At 69.8% G+C, this 15,220-nt stretch carries 12 protein-coding genes and 1 rRNA gene; 8 read left to right on the top strand and 5 right to left on the bottom strand.

Features of this window, described 5'->3' with window-relative positions; all coding sequences use genetic code 11:
* The first annotated feature begins 129 nt into the window (after positions 1 to 129).
* Complete coding sequence (locus EER30_RS36855; protein ID WP_127505749.1) at positions 130 to 648, top strand: hypothetical protein; 519 nt, start codon at positions 130 to 132, stop codon at positions 646 to 648.
* Here EER30_RS36855 and helR read toward each other — a convergent pair.
* The gene (gene helR, locus EER30_RS36850; RefSeq protein ID WP_127505747.1) at positions 638 to 2,818 is read right to left on the bottom strand and encodes an RNA polymerase recycling motor ATPase HelR; all 2,181 of its coding nucleotides are present in this window, start codon (positions 2,816 to 2,818) and stop codon (positions 638 to 640) included. The genes EER30_RS36855 and helR overlap by 11 nt on opposite strands.
* A 31-nt stretch (positions 2,819 to 2,849) precedes the next feature.
* Here helR and EER30_RS36845 point away from each other — a divergent pair, with 31 nt between their 5' ends.
* The gene (locus EER30_RS36845; protein ID WP_240670534.1) at positions 2,850 to 3,308 is read left to right on the top strand and encodes a helix-turn-helix transcriptional regulator; all 459 of its coding nucleotides are present in this window, start codon (positions 2,850 to 2,852) and stop codon (positions 3,306 to 3,308) included.
* Positions 3,309 to 3,318: 10 nt separating this feature from the next.
* Positions 3,319 to 3,729 carry a VOC family protein gene (locus EER30_RS36840; RefSeq protein WP_127505745.1) on the top strand — a complete coding sequence of 137 codons (411 nt, stop codon included), beginning with the start codon at positions 3,319 to 3,321 and terminating at the stop codon, positions 3,727 to 3,729.
* Here EER30_RS36840 and EER30_RS36835 read toward each other — a convergent pair.
* The 3 genes from EER30_RS36835 to EER30_RS36825 all read right to left on the bottom strand — a co-directional run bounded on the left by EER30_RS36835 (position 3,713) and on the right by EER30_RS36825 (position 9,969).
* Entirely contained in the window at positions 3,713 to 4,726 is a 1,014-nt protein-coding gene (locus tag EER30_RS36835) for a LacI family DNA-binding transcriptional regulator (RefSeq protein ID WP_127505743.1), read from the bottom strand. The two genes, EER30_RS36840 and EER30_RS36835, sit on opposite strands and share 17 nt — an antisense overlap.
* A gap of 923 nt (positions 4,727 to 5,649) precedes the next feature.
* A complete protein-coding gene (locus tag EER30_RS47510) occupies positions 5,650 to 5,898 on the bottom strand; it encodes a hypothetical protein (RefSeq protein ID WP_164842609.1) in 249 nt (82 codons plus the stop codon).
* A 1,152-nt stretch (positions 5,899 to 7,050) separates the two neighbouring features.
* Positions 7,051 to 9,969, bottom strand: a complete 2,919-nt coding sequence (locus EER30_RS36825) for a glycoside hydrolase family 3 protein (protein ID WP_127505741.1) — start codon at positions 9,967 to 9,969, stop codon at positions 7,051 to 7,053.
* 147 nt (positions 9,970 to 10,116) lie between these two features.
* On the opposite strand from EER30_RS36825, the gene EER30_RS36820 reads away from it, so the two are divergent.
* The 5 genes from EER30_RS36820 (at position 10,117) to EER30_RS47505 (ending at position 14,913) form a co-directional block, all read left to right on the top strand.
* Positions 10,117 to 11,337: a DUF6891 domain-containing protein gene (locus tag EER30_RS36820; RefSeq protein WP_127505739.1), complete on the top strand. Its 1,221-nt coding sequence runs from the start codon at positions 10,117 to 10,119 to the stop codon at positions 11,335 to 11,337.
* A 66-nt stretch (positions 11,338 to 11,403) separates the two neighbouring features.
* Complete coding sequence (locus EER30_RS36815) at positions 11,404 to 13,041, top strand: polysaccharide biosynthesis tyrosine autokinase (RefSeq protein ID WP_127505737.1); 1,638 nt, start codon at positions 11,404 to 11,406, stop codon at positions 13,039 to 13,041.
* 72 nt (positions 13,042 to 13,113) lie between these two features.
* On the top strand, positions 13,114 to 14,055 hold the full coding sequence (locus EER30_RS36810) for a siderophore-interacting protein (RefSeq protein WP_127505735.1): 942 nt from the start codon (positions 13,114 to 13,116) through the stop codon (positions 14,053 to 14,055).
* A gap of 85 nt (positions 14,056 to 14,140) precedes the next feature.
* Positions 14,141 to 14,635, top strand: a complete 495-nt coding sequence (locus EER30_RS36805; protein ID WP_127505733.1) for a histidine kinase dimerization/phospho-acceptor domain-containing protein — start codon at positions 14,141 to 14,143, stop codon at positions 14,633 to 14,635.
* The gene (locus EER30_RS47505; RefSeq protein ID WP_164842608.1) at positions 14,590 to 14,913 is read left to right on the top strand and encodes a sensor histidine kinase; all 324 of its coding nucleotides are present in this window, start codon (positions 14,590 to 14,592) and stop codon (positions 14,911 to 14,913) included. The genes EER30_RS36805 and EER30_RS47505 overlap by 46 nt, the downstream gene beginning before the upstream one ends.
* A 200-nt stretch (positions 14,914 to 15,113) precedes the next feature.
* Here EER30_RS47505 and rrf read toward each other — a convergent pair.
* Positions 15,114 to 15,220: ribosomal RNA gene (gene rrf, locus EER30_RS36795) — 5S ribosomal RNA — on the bottom strand; the annotation flags it as partial.

Here is a 15,220-nt window from a genome sequence, read left to right as displayed (position 1 = left end):
CTCACCCCAAACACCGCCCGTCACCCAAACTTCGCGCGGCGTCCTCTCCCCCAACCTCGGAGCGGCCGCAACCCCGCGGCCGGCCGGTGCGTCCAAGATGTCTACTCTCCGCTCCGAGGAAGGTGCCCTGTGAAGCGACTGCCGGCCCTCGTACTCGTGCTGTTGCTGCTGGCCGCCTGCGGGGAGCCGACAATCCAGGCATCGCCGCCCACCGCCACGCCGCCGCCAACCGCCACCCCGTCGTCTGCCGGCGCGCCGCCGTTCGTCGACCCGAGTCTTGGGCCGCGTGCGACCAGGGAAGGCCCGTCCGAGCCGAGCACTACGCTCAGCCCGGGCCAAGGCGTCCCGGCGCTGGTCGACTGCGGTGACTTCACCCTTGGTCAGGGGGAACGCCTCGACGCTGCGGCCGCTCGTTGTTTCGTTGACGCGGCTTCGGCTGGGCGCCTGGCGAAGCTGCGCGTCAGCCGGCCGACGGTTGAGGGGGATCCGATCCCGGTCACCTACACGTCGGGGGCGGACGGGCGCAGCGAGGTCGTCACCGACTCGCGCGAGGACAGCTTCGGCTCCCGGGGGATCACCACCGAGATCTGCCAGGGGCCGAGCGTCGACGATTACGGGGTCACGTTCGCCCGGTGCGTCAAGAAGTGAGGATCACCAGTTGCTGCGTAGCGCGGGTCATGGCGACGTAGCGGTCGACCGCTCCTTCTATCCCGGAGCCGAACGACGCGGGGTCGATCAGCACGACGAGGTCGAACTCGAGACCCTTGGCCAGCGTCGGGGTCAGCGACCGCACCCGCGCTGCCGTCGGCTCGAAGGAAGGGTCGCCGATCACGCAGGCGATTCCCTCGGCGTGGGCCGCGAGCCATCCGTCGACGATTGTCGCCAGCTCCGATGTGGATCCGTGCAGGACCGGCACGCCACTCGACCGGATCGACGTCGGCACGTTGGCGTCGGGCAGCGCCGTACGGATGACCGGCTCGGCCTCGGCCATCACTTCGGCGGGCGTACGGTAATTGATCGTCAACGACGCTACGGTGACGCGGTCGAGGCCGATGCGGGCCAGGCGTTCCTGCCACGACTCGGTGAAGCCGTGCCGCGCCTGGGCCCGGTCGCCGACGATCGTGAAGCTGCGCGACGGGCAGCGTTGCAGCAGCATCTGCCACTGCGCGTCGGTCAGCTCCTGCGCCTCGTCGACCACGACGTGCGCGAACGGCCCGGCCAGAGGGTCACCAGCCGGCGCCGTGCCCTCGTCGACCAGCACGTCGCGCATGTCCTTCTGGACGAGCATCTGCATCAGGCCCTCGCCGTCGTCGTAGGCGTGCGAGGCGATCAGCTCGTCGACGACGCGGTCCATGTCGACGCGCTGGGCGGCCAGCGTGGCCTCCTGCCGGCGCCGCAAGCGGGCCTCCGAGGAGGAACCGAGCCGGTGCCGGGCCGCGTCGAGCAGCGGCAGATCGGAGACAGTCCACGCGCGGGGATCCATACGCTGGAGGGCTCTTATCTCTTCGGGACGAAGCCAGGGAGCGCATCGCCGCAGGTAGGCCGGCACCGACCACAGATCGGCGACGATGTCCTCGGGTTCCAGCAGGGGCCAGGCGCGGTTGAACGCGGCGGCCAGCTCCCGGTTGCGCAGCAGCGAGCGCCGCAGCAGGTCGCCCGGCTCGTCGCCCTGGTATTTGGCGGCCAGGATCGCCAGCAACTCGTCCCACACCTGTTCGCGGCCCTCGTTGTGCGGAGTGCCCGGTCCCGGCGCGTCGAAGGCTTCGGCCCAGTCGGCGGCGGTCAGGCGGATCTCGTCGTCGTCGGTCGCGACGACCATGCCTTTCGACGGCGGCTCCTCGTAGAACCGGACCGCCGCCTCGATCGCCCCCACGATCGCGACGGACGACTTGAGCCGCTCCACGTGAGGGTCGGTCTCCTCACCGGCGGTCAACCCTTCCGGTACGAGGTCGCGCAGCATGCAGGTCTGCACGTCCTCCTCGCCGAGGCTGGGCAGAACGTCACCCACGTACGCCAGATAGGGCTCGTGCGGCCCGACGAAAAGCACCCCGCGACGGCGGTCGGAATAGAGCAGATACGCCGTACGGTGCAGCGCGACGACGGTCTTGCCCGTGCCCGGTCCGCCGTCCACGACGAGGGCGCCGGACGACCCCGCGCGGATGATCGCGTCCTGGTCGGCCTGGATCGTGCCGAGCACGTCGCGCATCCGCGCCGACCGGTTGCCGCCCAGGCTGGCGATGAACGCGGACTGGTCGTCGAGCGCGGCGTGCCCCTCGAGCCCGTCGGGCGTGAACACCTCGTCCCAGTAGTCGGTGATCCGCCCCCGCGTCCAGCGGTAGCGGCGGCGGCTGGTCAGACCCATCGGCCGGGCGTGGGTCGCGCCGAAGAACGGTTCGGCCGCCGGTGACCGCCAGTCGACCAGCAGCCGGCGGCCCTCACTGTCGGTGAGCCCGAAACGGCCCACGTAGACAGGCTCGTCGCCGACCATACGACCGAGGCAGATGTCGAGGCTGTAGCGGCTGAGCGCACGCAGGCGCGCGATCAGGCGGCGGATCTCGTCGTCACGGTCGATCGCCTGCCTGCCCTTGCCCGCGGGCGCACGGCGTACGGTCTCGAGCTGGTCCTCGAGACGGGCGACCGTCTGCGCGAGGCTGGCCGCGACCGCCGTGAAATGCTTCTCGTCCTCGGCGATCAGCGCCGGGTCGGCCTTGGCCGGCGGCACATCGAAAACGCTGGTCAGGTGATCCACGAATACCCCCGAAACTGGCTGTGAGCAGCGATTCTTCAGCAGCACCCGGGTCTTGCCGCAAGCCCCCATGTGTGTTATATGTTCTGAATGGGAGGAGAGTGTGACTGCCACGGTTTCGACTGCCAAGCATGAGCAGCGACTCAAAGATCTGCGGCTGCTGCGGCGGGTTCGTGACCGCATCGACCGCGACTACGCCCAGCCCCTCGACGTCGAAGCTCTCGCCCGTGGCGTCAACGTCTCCGCCGGGCATCTGAGCCGCGAATTCCGTGCCGCGTTCGGCGAGTCGCCGTACAGCTATCTCATGACCCGCCGCATCGAACGCGCCATGGCCCTGCTGCGCCGCGGCGACCTGTCCGTCACCGATGTCTGCTTCGCCGTCGGGTGTTCCTCGCTCGGCACGTTCAGCACCCGCTTCAGCGAACTGGTCGGCATGTCACCGAGCGCCTACCGCCGCATGACCGCCGAGGAGCCGCAGGTCGCGGGCCTGCCGACCTTCGTCGTGAAGCAGGCGACCCGACCGGTCAGGAATCGAGAAGCAAGCCGTACGCCCGGTGTCTAGCGTGGGTGGCATGAACCTCACCATTGCGAACACCTTCCTTCCGGCCGACAACCCCGAGGCGTCGCTCGAGTTCTGGCGCGACACGATGGGCTTCGAGGTCCGCAACGACGTCGGGTACGGCGAGATGCGCTGGATCACCATCGGCCCGCCCGGACAGCCGCAGACGTCGATCGTCCTGCACCCGCCGACCGTCGACCCGGGCCTCACCGACGACGAGAAACGTACGATCGCCGAGCTGATGGCCAAGGGCAGCTACGCGAGCATCGTGCTCAGCGCCCCGAACGTCGACGAGGCGTTCGAGCAGGTGCAGAAGAACGGCGCCGACGTGGTTCAGGAGCCGATCGACCAGCCGTACGGGATTCGCGACTGCGCTTTCCGCGACCCGGCCGGCAACATGGTGCGTATCAACCAGCAGGCCTGAGGTCGGCGCTGCTCTCACGTTCGACGAGGGTCGGGGGCAGAAGGCGTACGGGCTCGATGTGTCTTCCGTCGAGAAGGCGCATCGCGGTCTCGACGGCGAGCGCCCCGACGTCATGAGCCGGTATGTCGACCGAGGTCAACGGCAGCGGCATGCTGAGCGCCACGTCCCGCGGGCAGACCGCGACCACGGAGATGTCCGCCGGGACGCGGCGCCCGCTGGCCCGCAACTCCTCGAGCACCAGGCGCAAAGCCTCCTCGTTGTGCACGACGAGGGCGGTCGCGCCGGGCAGCTGCGCGTCGATGTCATTGAGGCAGGCCCGCACGCCCTCGCGATCCGGTTCGCACGGGTGCGCCAGCGTTTCCAAGCCGAGCTGGTCACTCGCCGCGGTGAAACCGGTCAAAAAGCGTTCCGCGTACGTGGTGCCGCGCTTGTAGACAGCCGGTGACGGACCCACCAGGGCGACACGGCGGTGCCCGTGGAACGACAGGTGCCGCAGTGCCTCGGCCGCCGCGGCCTCGAAGTCGAGGTCGACGCAGGCGATCCCGGCCGGGTCTTCAGGCAGCCCGATCAGCACGGACGGCTGCTTGAGCCGGCGCAGCGCGGGGATGCGAACGTCGTCCCGCTCGACGTCCATGACCAGGAGCGCGTCGACCATCGTGCTGTGCGCGACGCGCTCCAGCCCGGCCGTGCCCTCATCCTTGGTCAGCAGGAGAACGTCATGGTTGTGCACGCGGGACGCGGTCACGACAGCCGACGCGAACTGCATGATGACCGGCACGTTCACGTCGGTGCGCAGCGGAATGACCAGCGCCAGCACGTTGGTGCGGCTGCTGGCCAGCGCGCGGGCCCCCGCATGCGGATGAAACCCGAGCTCGGCGATCGCGGCCTGCACCCGTTCCCGGGTCTGCGCGGAGATCGGGCGGCGCCCGCTGAGCACATACGACACCGTGCTCGGCGACACACCGGCAGCCCGCGCGACATCATTGATCGTCGCCATCCGTGTTTCCCCCCACCGCGTTCGTCATGCGCGATCCTATAGAGCACCGTGACCGAGGCCCCACAAGCGGTCACATCCCCCAGGCCGCGCCACGCACTTCCCCGGCCCACGCCGCGACCCGGCCCACGCCGCCACCCGGCCCACGCCGCCACCCGGGCCACCGCCGCCTGGCCCACCCCGCCGCCCGGCCCTCACCCGCTGCTGCATGGGCCGGCTCTCGGCTGTGCGTAGGCCGGTGCTTCCCTGCTCCAGTGCATAGCGATCTCTTCCGACGCACACATTCCAGGTGACCGAGCGTCAGGCTCCGTGCTGTCACGCCCAGGCGAATGTGTCGGAGAAGGAGCAACGCATCGCGCCCTGCCACGCGGCGATCGAGCCCAGATTCAGCATTTCTTCCGCTGACGGAACCGCCACAGCCAAGAATCAGCGGCCGCACCACCAAGCCACGCCTTTATCAGAATTCGTCCAGGCCCGCACAGAATGGCTATGGCCGCGACGCCCACCTTATACCACTCCTTTCATCAGGCGGAAATTTGTTTGCCCGCCGAGTCGTGACAACTTCGATACCGCACCGGCCATTCGACCGCACTCTGACGAAATACGTGCGGCATTAATCCACCCCGGATTCGGCCGGAAAGCCACGCCGCCATGTTCGACGAACACGCAAACGCGAAACTGGCACGAGTCGGGGGTGTGGTGTGGGGCGCCGGGGCCGTAGACCGGCGAGGAACGCGGCCAGCCTCGGCGCACAGAAAATCCGGGGAACTATGACTGCCCGCACGACGGCGGTGGGCGACCACTGTGGGCGAGGACTCGTTCGACCGGTCGCGGATCGATATGCCGGCCAACCACGCGGAACCGCACGCAAACCGACCACCCGACGAAGGCGAACGTCGTGACACTGGCAGCCCGCCGCGCGGTGATCACCTGACCGCAGCGGGCGTCATCTCGGCGAGCGTCATCACGCCGAACGCCATCACCGCAGAGGCCACCGCCGCGAACGTCATCACCGCGAACACCACCACCGCGAACACCACCACCGCGAACACCACCACCGCAAACGCCACCACCGCAAACGCCACCACCGCAAACGCCACCACCGCGAACGCCATCGCCGCGAACGCCATCGCCGCGAACGCCATCGCCGCGAACGTCATCGCCGCGAACGCCATCGCCGGTGAACGCGACCAGCTCCGAAGCGCTCGGCGTCAGCGGCGAGCGTGCACTCGCTGGGGTAACAGCACTCGACGTCGAGGGCGCCGTCATTGGAGTCACAGCGTTCCACGTCGACGGCGCCGCCGGGGCAACGACGCTCGCCGGCGGGGGTCCTGGTCGCCGGGCCAGGGCAACGCCGGTTGGCCAGTTGAACGGCGGGTCGGGATCGACCTCGTCGTGCAGGCCGACCTCGTCGCAGAGGCGGGAGCAGCCGTGCAGCCGGCACAGCTTCTCCGCGTGACGTCGTTTCAGGCCCCAGTCACGGCACCGCGCATGTTCCGCCCGGAACGCATCCATCTCCGGACAATACTTCCGCGATTTCGTGCGGTCGCGCATAGCAGCCGTCACCGAACGGGAGAACAATGAAAGCTGCTGATATCGCATGAGTTAATTCTCCCGCGCCGCCCGACCCAAATCGCCATGACGATCATGCCAATTCTAAATTTCCAGGTTTAGATAAACGGTTGCCCGGAACAGCAAATCCCGATCATGGAAACACGAGGAATGCGCGTTCTGACCCGGCGCTGATCGTCACCTCGACGACTCTGAACGACCTCCGATCGGTTCGACGACGTAGCGTTAAAAAGAGCAATCAGGGGAGATCAAGGAGGTCGATCGCGGGATGGTCAAGGAGAGGTGATCAAGGAGAGGCGGCCAAGAAGAGGTAGCCAACGGAGTAGGTCCCAGAGCAGATGGTCAAGAAAGGGGTGCCCAAGGAGAGGCGGTCAAGGGAGAAGGTTCCAGAGCAGAAGGTCAAGGTAGGGGTGGTCAAGGAGAGGCAGTCAAGGGCGGAACGTTCACGGGCCGTGGTCAAGGGAAGCTGATCAAGGACGGGGGTCAAGGCGGGAACGTTCCAGAGGGGGCCAAGGGCGAGCGATCAAGGGTGCGGTCAGGGGGAGCGATCCAGAGGGGTGGTCATCGCCGGGAGCGGTCAAGGGCAGCGGTCAAGGCAACGATCAGGAAGCGGTCAAGGGAGCAGGCAAGGGATCCCGATGGGCGCCGCCGCCAGCTCGACGAAGGCGGGCGGGAAGCGGGCCGTTGTCGTCCCCGGCGTGCGGAGCCGGTGAACCGGAACGGCCGCCGCATGACCGTCCGGTCCACCACCAGCCCTACCGCACCGTGAACTCCGCCAGCCTGACCCCGGCATCCAACACCAGATAGACGTCCTGCCGCCCGCTCGTCCGTGTCAGCGTCGCGCTCGTCGTGGCGTACGCGTAGACATCGCCTGTGGCCGGCACGGAAGCCGTGCCGATCAGACGCCCGGTCGGCGACCCCAAGCGCACCTGAATGGTCCCGCCGCCCACAGAAGCGACCCGCCCCGTGAAAGCCCCGGCCGACCGCAACGAGGCATCCTTGTAAGCCACCCACTGCCCGTCCGCCGTAGCCCCCACGACCGTTCCCGCCGCCTTGCTCTCGTCCAGCAGACGGACCCCGGAGTACCCGTCGAACGTCTCTGCCCGGGTCGCGGAACGCAGGTCACGGGCCGGAATCGTCTCGCCCCGCACGTTCAGAACCGCACGCCCCCGGATGTCCTCCGACGACGCGCCGACGAGCACGTCATAGTCCGAGGATTCGACGATCCAGCGCCCCCGCGTCTGGTCCCACCGCGCGAGCGCGGAGGTCGGCAGCGGCAATGTGACCGTCCGGCTCTCCCCCGCCGCCAACGAAACCCGCTCGAACGCTCGCAGCTGCTTGTTCGCCGTCGCATCCCGTGAGCTGCGCTGATGCGTGTAAACCTGCACCACTTCGTCGCCCGCACGCCCGCCGGTGTTCGTCACCGTGACGCGCACCGCCCCTCGGCCGATCACCGGTTTCCCGTACGAGAACGACGTGTACGACAGCCCGTGCCCGAACGGATAGAGCGGCGCCGCATCGCTGTAGAGATAGGTCTGCTTCGACTTCACAATGTCGTATTCGAGCAGGTCCGGCGGCAGTTGCGAGTCCGACCGATACCACGTCTGGGTGAGCCGCCCGGCCGGGTTTCGATCGCCGTAGAGCACGTCGGCCAGCGCGTTCCCCGTTTCCGCCCCCGCGTGCGTGGTCCACACGATCGCCGGCACGTGCTCCTGCAACCAGTTGATCGTCTGCGGATAGCTCGTCTGAAGCACCACGGTCGTCCGCGGGTTGGCCGCCAGAACGGCTTTGACCAGCGCTTCCTGAGCCGAGCCCAACTCCGTTGACGTACGGTCGTGAGCCTCGCGCCCGTTGATGAACGGCTGGCTTCCCACCACGACGACCGCCGAATCCGACGACGCGGCCGCCGCCACCGCCTCGTCGACCCCGCTGCGAAGCACCTCGCGCGTGAACCGCGTAGCGTCCTGAGGCAAACCCAGCGTCAACCGGCCGTCCGCACCCACAGTCACATAGACCCGGGGCCCGAACCAGCTCTCCGCCGTCTCGTAACCGGCGTAGCGCAGCACGACACTTCCGTCGGTTTGCGACTCGAGCTTGAACTGCTGCTGCACGAACCACCCGTTCGGTTGCTCGTCGCGCGTCACGAAAGCCCCGTTGAACGACCCGAGATAGCGCCCGTTCCCCGCGTTGCGCAGGGTCAGCACGTCCTGCCCCCAGTCCACGACATCGAACTGCGCAGCCTCGGAGGCGGTCGCCGAGGAAACGGTCACCGCGTCGGCGTCCCCGGTCCCCGTCGCTGTCAGATACCGCCCGGTCGACACCTGCTTCAGCGCGATCCGATCAGACCCGGCGCTGTACGCGACCGACGACGCCCGCGACGCGATGCCGTCGCGCGCCGTCACCTGATAGGGCAGCGCTCCTCCGTACCAGTCGGTGTAAAGATTGTCGGCCAGCGGCCCGACCACCGCGACCTTCCCTCCCGGCCGCAGCGGCAGCGCGCGGTTCGCGTTCTTGAGCAGCACCATCGCGTCGCCGGCCGTCTCGCGCGCGAGCCGCTGATGCGCCGGCGCGTTGATCACCGAAGCCCCGATCTTCCCGTACGGGCCCCCGCCCGGATCGAACTCGCCGAGCCGGAACCGGATGCTGAACGCGTGCCCCACGGCTCTGTCCACGTCCGCGACGGTCAGCAGCCCTTGCGCCAGCGCCTCCTTGACGGCGGTGACCGTCGGACCGGGGTTGGTGTCGTTGACCGTGAAGCTGTCGAGTCCCGCCTTGAGCAGCGCCGCGTTGGCCGAGGCCTGCGTCGGGTAGTACGCCTGCGACCCGGTGAGATTGACCGGCGCCCACGCGTCACTCACGTTGAAGAGCGGATAGTTCGCCCATTCCCGCAGCAACCCCGCGTGATCGGGGTCCACCGTGGTCGGCCGTCCGTTGACCAGGTTGTAGGACGCCATCACCCCGGTCGCCGCGTCGGCCGCCAGCGCGGGCTTGAACGCCTGCCGGTCATATTCGTTCAGCACCCGCGGCGGCACGTTCGACGAGGTCACGTCCCGCCGCGTCTCGTTGTTGTAGGCCAGATAGTGCTTCAGCGTCGGCGCGGTCTTCAGGTGGTCAGGGTCAACCCCTTGCAGACCCTTCCCGTACGCCGTGGAGATCGCACCCGTCAGCCAGGGGTCCTCGGAATACCCCTCCTCGTTGCGCCCCCACCGCGGATCGCGCAGCAGGTTGACGACCGGCGCCCACAGGTTGAGCCCGAACACGCGCGGGTTGCGGGCGTGGAACCCGCGTGCTTCGTCGCCGACGACCGAGCCGACCCGCCGGATCAGTGCCGGGTCCCAGGTGCTGGCCAGTCCGACCGCCTGCGGAAAGCTGGTGCCGTCGGCCGTCACGACCTGGCCGCCGTTGTCGATGTCGGTCGACCAGGCAACGCCGTGCAACGCCTCAGTGCCGGTCTTGAAGAATCCGACACCCAGCCGCGGCACCGCCGGCTGATATTGGTGCAGCAATGACACCTTCTCGTCGAGCGTGAGCCGCCCGACGAGGTCGTCGACGCGAGCCTGCAGCGGCAGCCGCGGATCACGGAACGGATAGTCAGGGGCGGCCTGGGCCGCGCCGGGATTGAGCGGGGCGATCAGTGCGGCGGCGGCCAGCGTCGCCAGTAAACGCCTGCGCATGAGCGGTTCTCCTCATCAGACATCCTGCTCAGCGGCCCTCGTCGCGAGCAGTAGGCTTCGTCGAAGCGCTTCGATAAACGGCGGCCCGCTCACCATAGATGTCGATGAATGACGAGTCCAGAGCCGACTGCTGATACCGTCCGCGCCATGTCTGAGGACGACCTCCGGGAGAGCGCAACCGCGACCGTACGGGTGGAGGTCGCCCGAGGAGGCGCGACGTGCGCGGAGATCGTGACCCAAGTGCTCGAACTGCTCGAGAGCGAGGCCGGCGACGCGAGCAAGACCGGCGACGCGAGCAACGAGACACCCGGGGAGGGCCAGGGCGATCGGGCCGGGCGGGGCGATGGCGTCGATCTGACCGCGCTGGCCTGGGAGGTCGTCGCGGCCGAGTTCGCGGCGCACCTCGAGAAGCAGGCCGGATGGCCGGAGCGGACCGACAGCGACCGGCTCACCGCCGCGTTCCACAGTCTCGACGCGGCCGGGATCGTCGCGCGGGAGGACTTCTCGTGCTGCCAGAACTGCGGGGTCACCGAGATCCGGGACGAGACGACCGATGGCGCGTCCCGGGGCTATGTCTTCTATCACGGCCAGGACGCGCTCAGTGCCGCCGAGGGCTTGGACATCTGGCTCGCCTACGGCGGGCGGGATGCCGAGCAGATCGCCCACGAGATCGTCGAGGCTCTTCGCGCCGAAGGCCTCACCGTGCAGTGGGACGGCACAGTCGGCCTGCGCATTCACGTCACGCTGCGCTGGGCTCGACGCCGGCACGGCCGGATGGCGGCCTTCCCCGCGCCCGGCGACGCGACCGGTCCCACCGCGACGATCCGCTATTCTCCCGGCCGCAACCGCCTCGACCCGCCGATGACCGCGGCCCTGCTGGCCCGGCTCGAACTGCCCTGGCTGCCCGCGGGTGTTTCGGTGCGCGTCGAGGAGGCCGGACGGGTCGTGACCGTCCACCGTGAACGGGACACCCTGATCGCCCACGACGGCCGCCGGGCCGGACGGTTCGACGGTCTGCGGCTGCTGCGGGGCGAGACCGTCGACGTCGAGGGCGAACCCGGTCTCGTCGAGGTCGGCACCGACTCCTCGCACCCGCGCCCCATGGACCTGCCCGAGATGCTCGACGTGCTGCGGCGACTCCCGGTCCGTACGAGCGCTCATCTGACTGCGGCCGGCGAGGCCGGCGTCGTGCAGATGTGCTGGGAGGAGGACCGCCGGTTGTGGCTGGAGACCCCGCGTGCCGCCGACGCCGCCAGCATCGGCAAGCACGCCACCCTCGACGAGGCCGAACGGGTGCTGACGATCCTCGCGGTCGAGCACCGCAACGCCGTCGGTGAGCTGAACGGCGTGATCACCCGGCCCTGGTGACCGTAGCGGGCGTCCTCGTCGTGGCCGTAGGCTGCGATCAGCGGCATAGCGGGAGGACGACCCGACATGACGACCCACGGCAGACCCGCGCGGCTTCTGCGTGGGTGGGGCTGGTGGATCGTCCTGGTGACCGTGCTGATCACCGCCGGGGTCTACGCGGCCTACCGCTTCGTGCCGGCCGACTACCGCTCCACCGCCACCGCGATCGCCGGGCCCCGACTGCGGCCGGGCATCGAGCCGGTTCCGGCCGACGCCGGCACCGAGCGGGAGATCGCGCGATCAGACACGGTGCTTCGTACGGCCGCCACCGAGCTGGGCATCGGACGGGACGACCTCGTCGAAGGGCTCGACGTCGAGGCGGCCGGCGGCGCGGCGATCACCATCGCCTACTCCGGCCCGAGCGCGGTCACCGCCCAGCAGCGCGCGCAGGCCGTCGCCTCCGAGTACGTGCGCTATCGCAACAGCATCACCAGCCAGTACGGCATCGCCGCCACCCTCGTCTCCCCGGCCGGCGAGGCGGTCGAGCAGCGGTTCCCGTTGTGGGTGCCGCTGCTGTCCGGTGCGGCGGGCGGGCTGCTGCTGGGGGTGCTCAGCGCGTTGGGGCTGGCTCGCCGCCGCGACCGGTTGCGCGGCCGCGTTCACTTCGAACAGCAGACCGGCGTACGGGTCCTGGCCACCATCCCGCGAGTCCCGCGTTCCCGCGGTCCGGGCGCGCCGCTGCCGGTGCTGCTGCGCTCGCCCGCCTCGGCCGACGCGGAGGCCTACCGGTTCCTGCGGGCGCGGCTCGACCAGCAGCTTCGCTGTCCGGCGACGGTGCTGGTGGCGGGCGGGCGCACCGGCGAGGGCCGCAGCACCACGGCGGCCAACCTCGCCGTGGCCCTGGCCCAGTCCGGCCGGCGGGTCGTGCTGGTCGACACCGACGTACGTCACCCGGCCCTGCACCTGATGTTCGACCTGTCCCGCGACCGCGGCCTGACCAGCGTGCTGAGCGGCGAGCACACGCTGGCCGAGACGCTGGCCGCCGGGGCGATCGTGAACCTGCGGGTGCTGGCCGCGGGCGCCCCGCGCGGCGCCGACCTGCTCGCCGGCAACCAGCTCACCGGGCTGCTGCACGAGCTGCGGGAGCAGTGCGACGTGGTCGTGCTCGACTCGCCTCCGCTGCTGGGCGTGGCCGACGCGGTCGGGCTGGCCGCGCACGCCGACCATGTGCTGCTGGTCGCCGACCACAGCCGTACGACCCGGGCCGACGCGGTGCGGGCCGCGGCCGAATTGGGCCAGGTCGCGCCCGACCGGCTGGCCGCGGTGCTGGTCGGTGTGTCCGGGCGCGACGGCGGCCCGACCCCGCGCAACCGGGCCGGCGAGTCCCCCTCACTGGCTCCCCGCCCGCTTCCGCCGCTGCCGTCCGCATCTCTCGACGGCCCGGCCGACCATGCGAAGCCGACGGCACAGCCGAACCCGGCGGCACAACCGAAACCCGCCGCAGAGCCGAGGTCCGCCGCCGCGGAACACCCCCAGCCCGCCCCCGAGCGCCCGCAGGCCCAGTCCGCGACCGAACGCCCTGCGGGCCAGTCCGCGCGGCCGATCAGCGCCAAGGCGGCGATCCCCACTCCGCGCGTTTACACCTCCGCCGCCAAGGCCGAGGCCGAGGCCCGTGTGCAGGCCAAAGCGGCCGCCGAGGCCAAGGACCCACCGGGCGACAAATGACCCGGCTGGCCACCTCCGGGACCGGCAGGTTAGGTTAGGCATACCTAGTCGGTTGTTGCTCAGGAGGCCCCCGTGACCCAGACCGTCGATTCGGCCGTGTCCGTGGTGCCGTGGCGGTTCTTCGCCACCGAGGTGCGCGCGGTGCGCAGGCTGAGCCCCCACTTCGTACGGGTCACGTTCACCGGCGACGACCTCGACCGCTTCGCCGACAACGGCTTCGACCAGCGGATCAAGCTGATCCCCCCGCTGCCCGGCGCGGGCCTGGCCCACGTGCCGACCGGCGAGGACTGGTATGCCCGGTGGCGCGAGCTGCCCGAGGATCAGCGCAACCCGATCCGTACGTACACGGTGCGTGCGGTGCGCCCCGAGCTGCGCGAGGTCGACGTCGACATGGTGCTGCACGGGGTGAACGGCCCCGCCTCGCGCTTCGCCGCCGAGGCCGCGCCGGGCGCCCGGGCCTACCTGCTGGGCCCGAACGCCGACTTCGCCGGGGTGCACGGCGGCATCGACTTCCACCCGCCGGCGCACATCGAATGCCTGCTGCTGGGCGGCGACGAGACCGCCGTCCCGGCCATCACCCAGATCCTGGCCGGGCTGCCCGCCGACGCGCGAGGCGAGGCCCTGCTCGAGGTGCCGTCGGCCGCCGACGCCCAGGAGCTGATCGCCCCCGCAGGCGTGCGGGTCACCTGGCTGGCCCGCGACGACGCCGCCCACGGCGCAAAGCTGGTTCCCGCCGTACGCGCCGCCGCCCGCCGAATCCTGGGCGACGACGGCGACGAAGGGGACGGCCAGCCCGGCCCGGTCGTCGAGCTCGAGGATGTCGACGTCGACCACGACATCCTGTGGGAGGTGCCCGAGCAGGTCACCGACGCGAGCAACTTCTACGCGTGGCTGGCCGGCGAGGCCGCGGTGATCAAGACCCTGCGTCGTCACCTGGTCTCCGAGCGGGGCGTCGACCGCCGCCTGGTCGCATTCATGGGCTACTGGCGCCTGGGACGCGCGGAGGGCAACTGAGCGGCGCTCGTCCCCGTTTCCGCCGAATTCCTCCGGCGGGGTGCCCTTTCGCCTCGCGTTTTCGGTACGGCCACGCCCGCGAGACGTGACCGCCGATCGGGCCTACCGCCGCGAGATCGAACGAGCCAGCGCCGAGATCGTGGCCCGCGGCGAGAAACTGTCCGCGGCGCTGGTCGAACTGCGCCGTTCGAACGAGGAACTGGAACAGTTCGCCGGCGCGGTCAGCCACGACCTGGTGCGTCCGATGGCGGCGGCCCACGGCTTCCTCGACCTGCTGCTCAGCGAATACGCGCCGGTGATGGACGAGCGGGCCGGGAAGTGGCTGACGGGCGCGATCCGCTCGGTCGAGCGGATGCAGAAGCTGGTGGACGCATTGCTCAGGTACGCCCGTGCCGGCCAGACGCCGTACCAGGCCGAGCCGGTTCCGTTGAACAACGTGCTGCTCGACGTGCTCGCCGACCTGCGCACGGCGACGGAAGCAGCGGCGCCCAGATCACGGCGACCGACGACCTGCCGACCGTACTCGGGGATCCGGTGCTGCTGCGCCAACTCCTGCAGAACCTTATCGACAACGCGATGAAGTACCGCCATCCGGCACGGCCGTGCCACACCACCGTGAGCGCCGAAGCCCACCCGGACGCCTGGGTGGTTCGGCTGGGCGACAACGGCATCGGCATCCCGCCCGATCAGCGCCGGCGGGTGTTCGACATGTTCGCCCAGGTCGACCCGAAGCAGCAGAAGGGCTACGGAATCGGCCTGTCCACGTGCCTGCGGATTCTCGACCGTCATCACGGGAAAATCGCGCTCGAAGAGACGCCGGGCGGCGGAACAACGGTCTGCCTCACGCTGCCCAAATAGCACTGGGATCGCCGCGATACGACCCCAAAGCCCGCCGCGACATCAGCCTCACGCCCGACGCGACATCAGCCCCACGCCCGCCGCGACATCAGCCCCACGCCCGCCGCGATATCAGCCCAAGGCCAGTAGAGCCGCCCCGTTTCCGGCCCGGAAACAGCAGTAGGCCCACCCCGTGTGGGGTGGGCCTACTGTCACGTTGAGTCCGGCGGCGTCCTACTCTCCCACACCCTCCCGAGTGCAGTACCATCGGCGCTGGAGGGCTTAGCTTCCGGGTTCGGAATGAGACCGGGCGTTTCCCCTCCGCTAT

Origin of the sequence: Actinoplanes solisilvae (genome assembly GCF_003999975.1) — a bacterium.
GTDB lineage: Bacteria > Actinomycetota > Actinomycetes > Mycobacteriales > Micromonosporaceae > Actinoplanes > Actinoplanes solisilvae.
The sequence above is the reverse complement of the archived record's forward strand: the minus strand, read 5'-3'. Positions and strand labels throughout refer to the sequence as shown.

Bases quoted from the DNA above. Each gene is read 5' to 3' on its own strand.
- EER30_RS36815 (WP_127505737.1), top strand. From the start codon at position 11,404: ATGACGACCCACGGCAGACCCGCGCGGCTTCTGCGTGGGTGGGGCTGG.
- helR (WP_127505747.1), bottom strand. From the start codon at position 2,818: ATGGGGGCTTGCGGCAAGACCCGGGTGCTGCTGAAGAATCGCTGCTCA.
- EER30_RS36825 (WP_127505741.1), bottom strand. From the start codon at position 9,969: ATGCGCAGGCGTTTACTGGCGACGCTGGCCGCCGCCGCACTGATCGCC.
- EER30_RS36820 (WP_127505739.1), top strand. From the start codon at position 10,117: ATGTCTGAGGACGACCTCCGGGAGAGCGCAACCGCGACCGTACGGGTG.
- EER30_RS36835 (WP_127505743.1), bottom strand. From the start codon at position 4,726: ATGGCGACGATCAATGATGTCGCGCGGGCTGCCGGTGTGTCGCCGAGC.
- EER30_RS47510 (WP_164842609.1), bottom strand. From the start codon at position 5,898: ATGGCGTTCGCGGCGATGACGTTCGCGGCGATGGCGTTCGCGGCGATG.
- EER30_RS36840 (WP_127505745.1), top strand. From the start codon at position 3,319: ATGAACCTCACCATTGCGAACACCTTCCTTCCGGCCGACAACCCCGAG.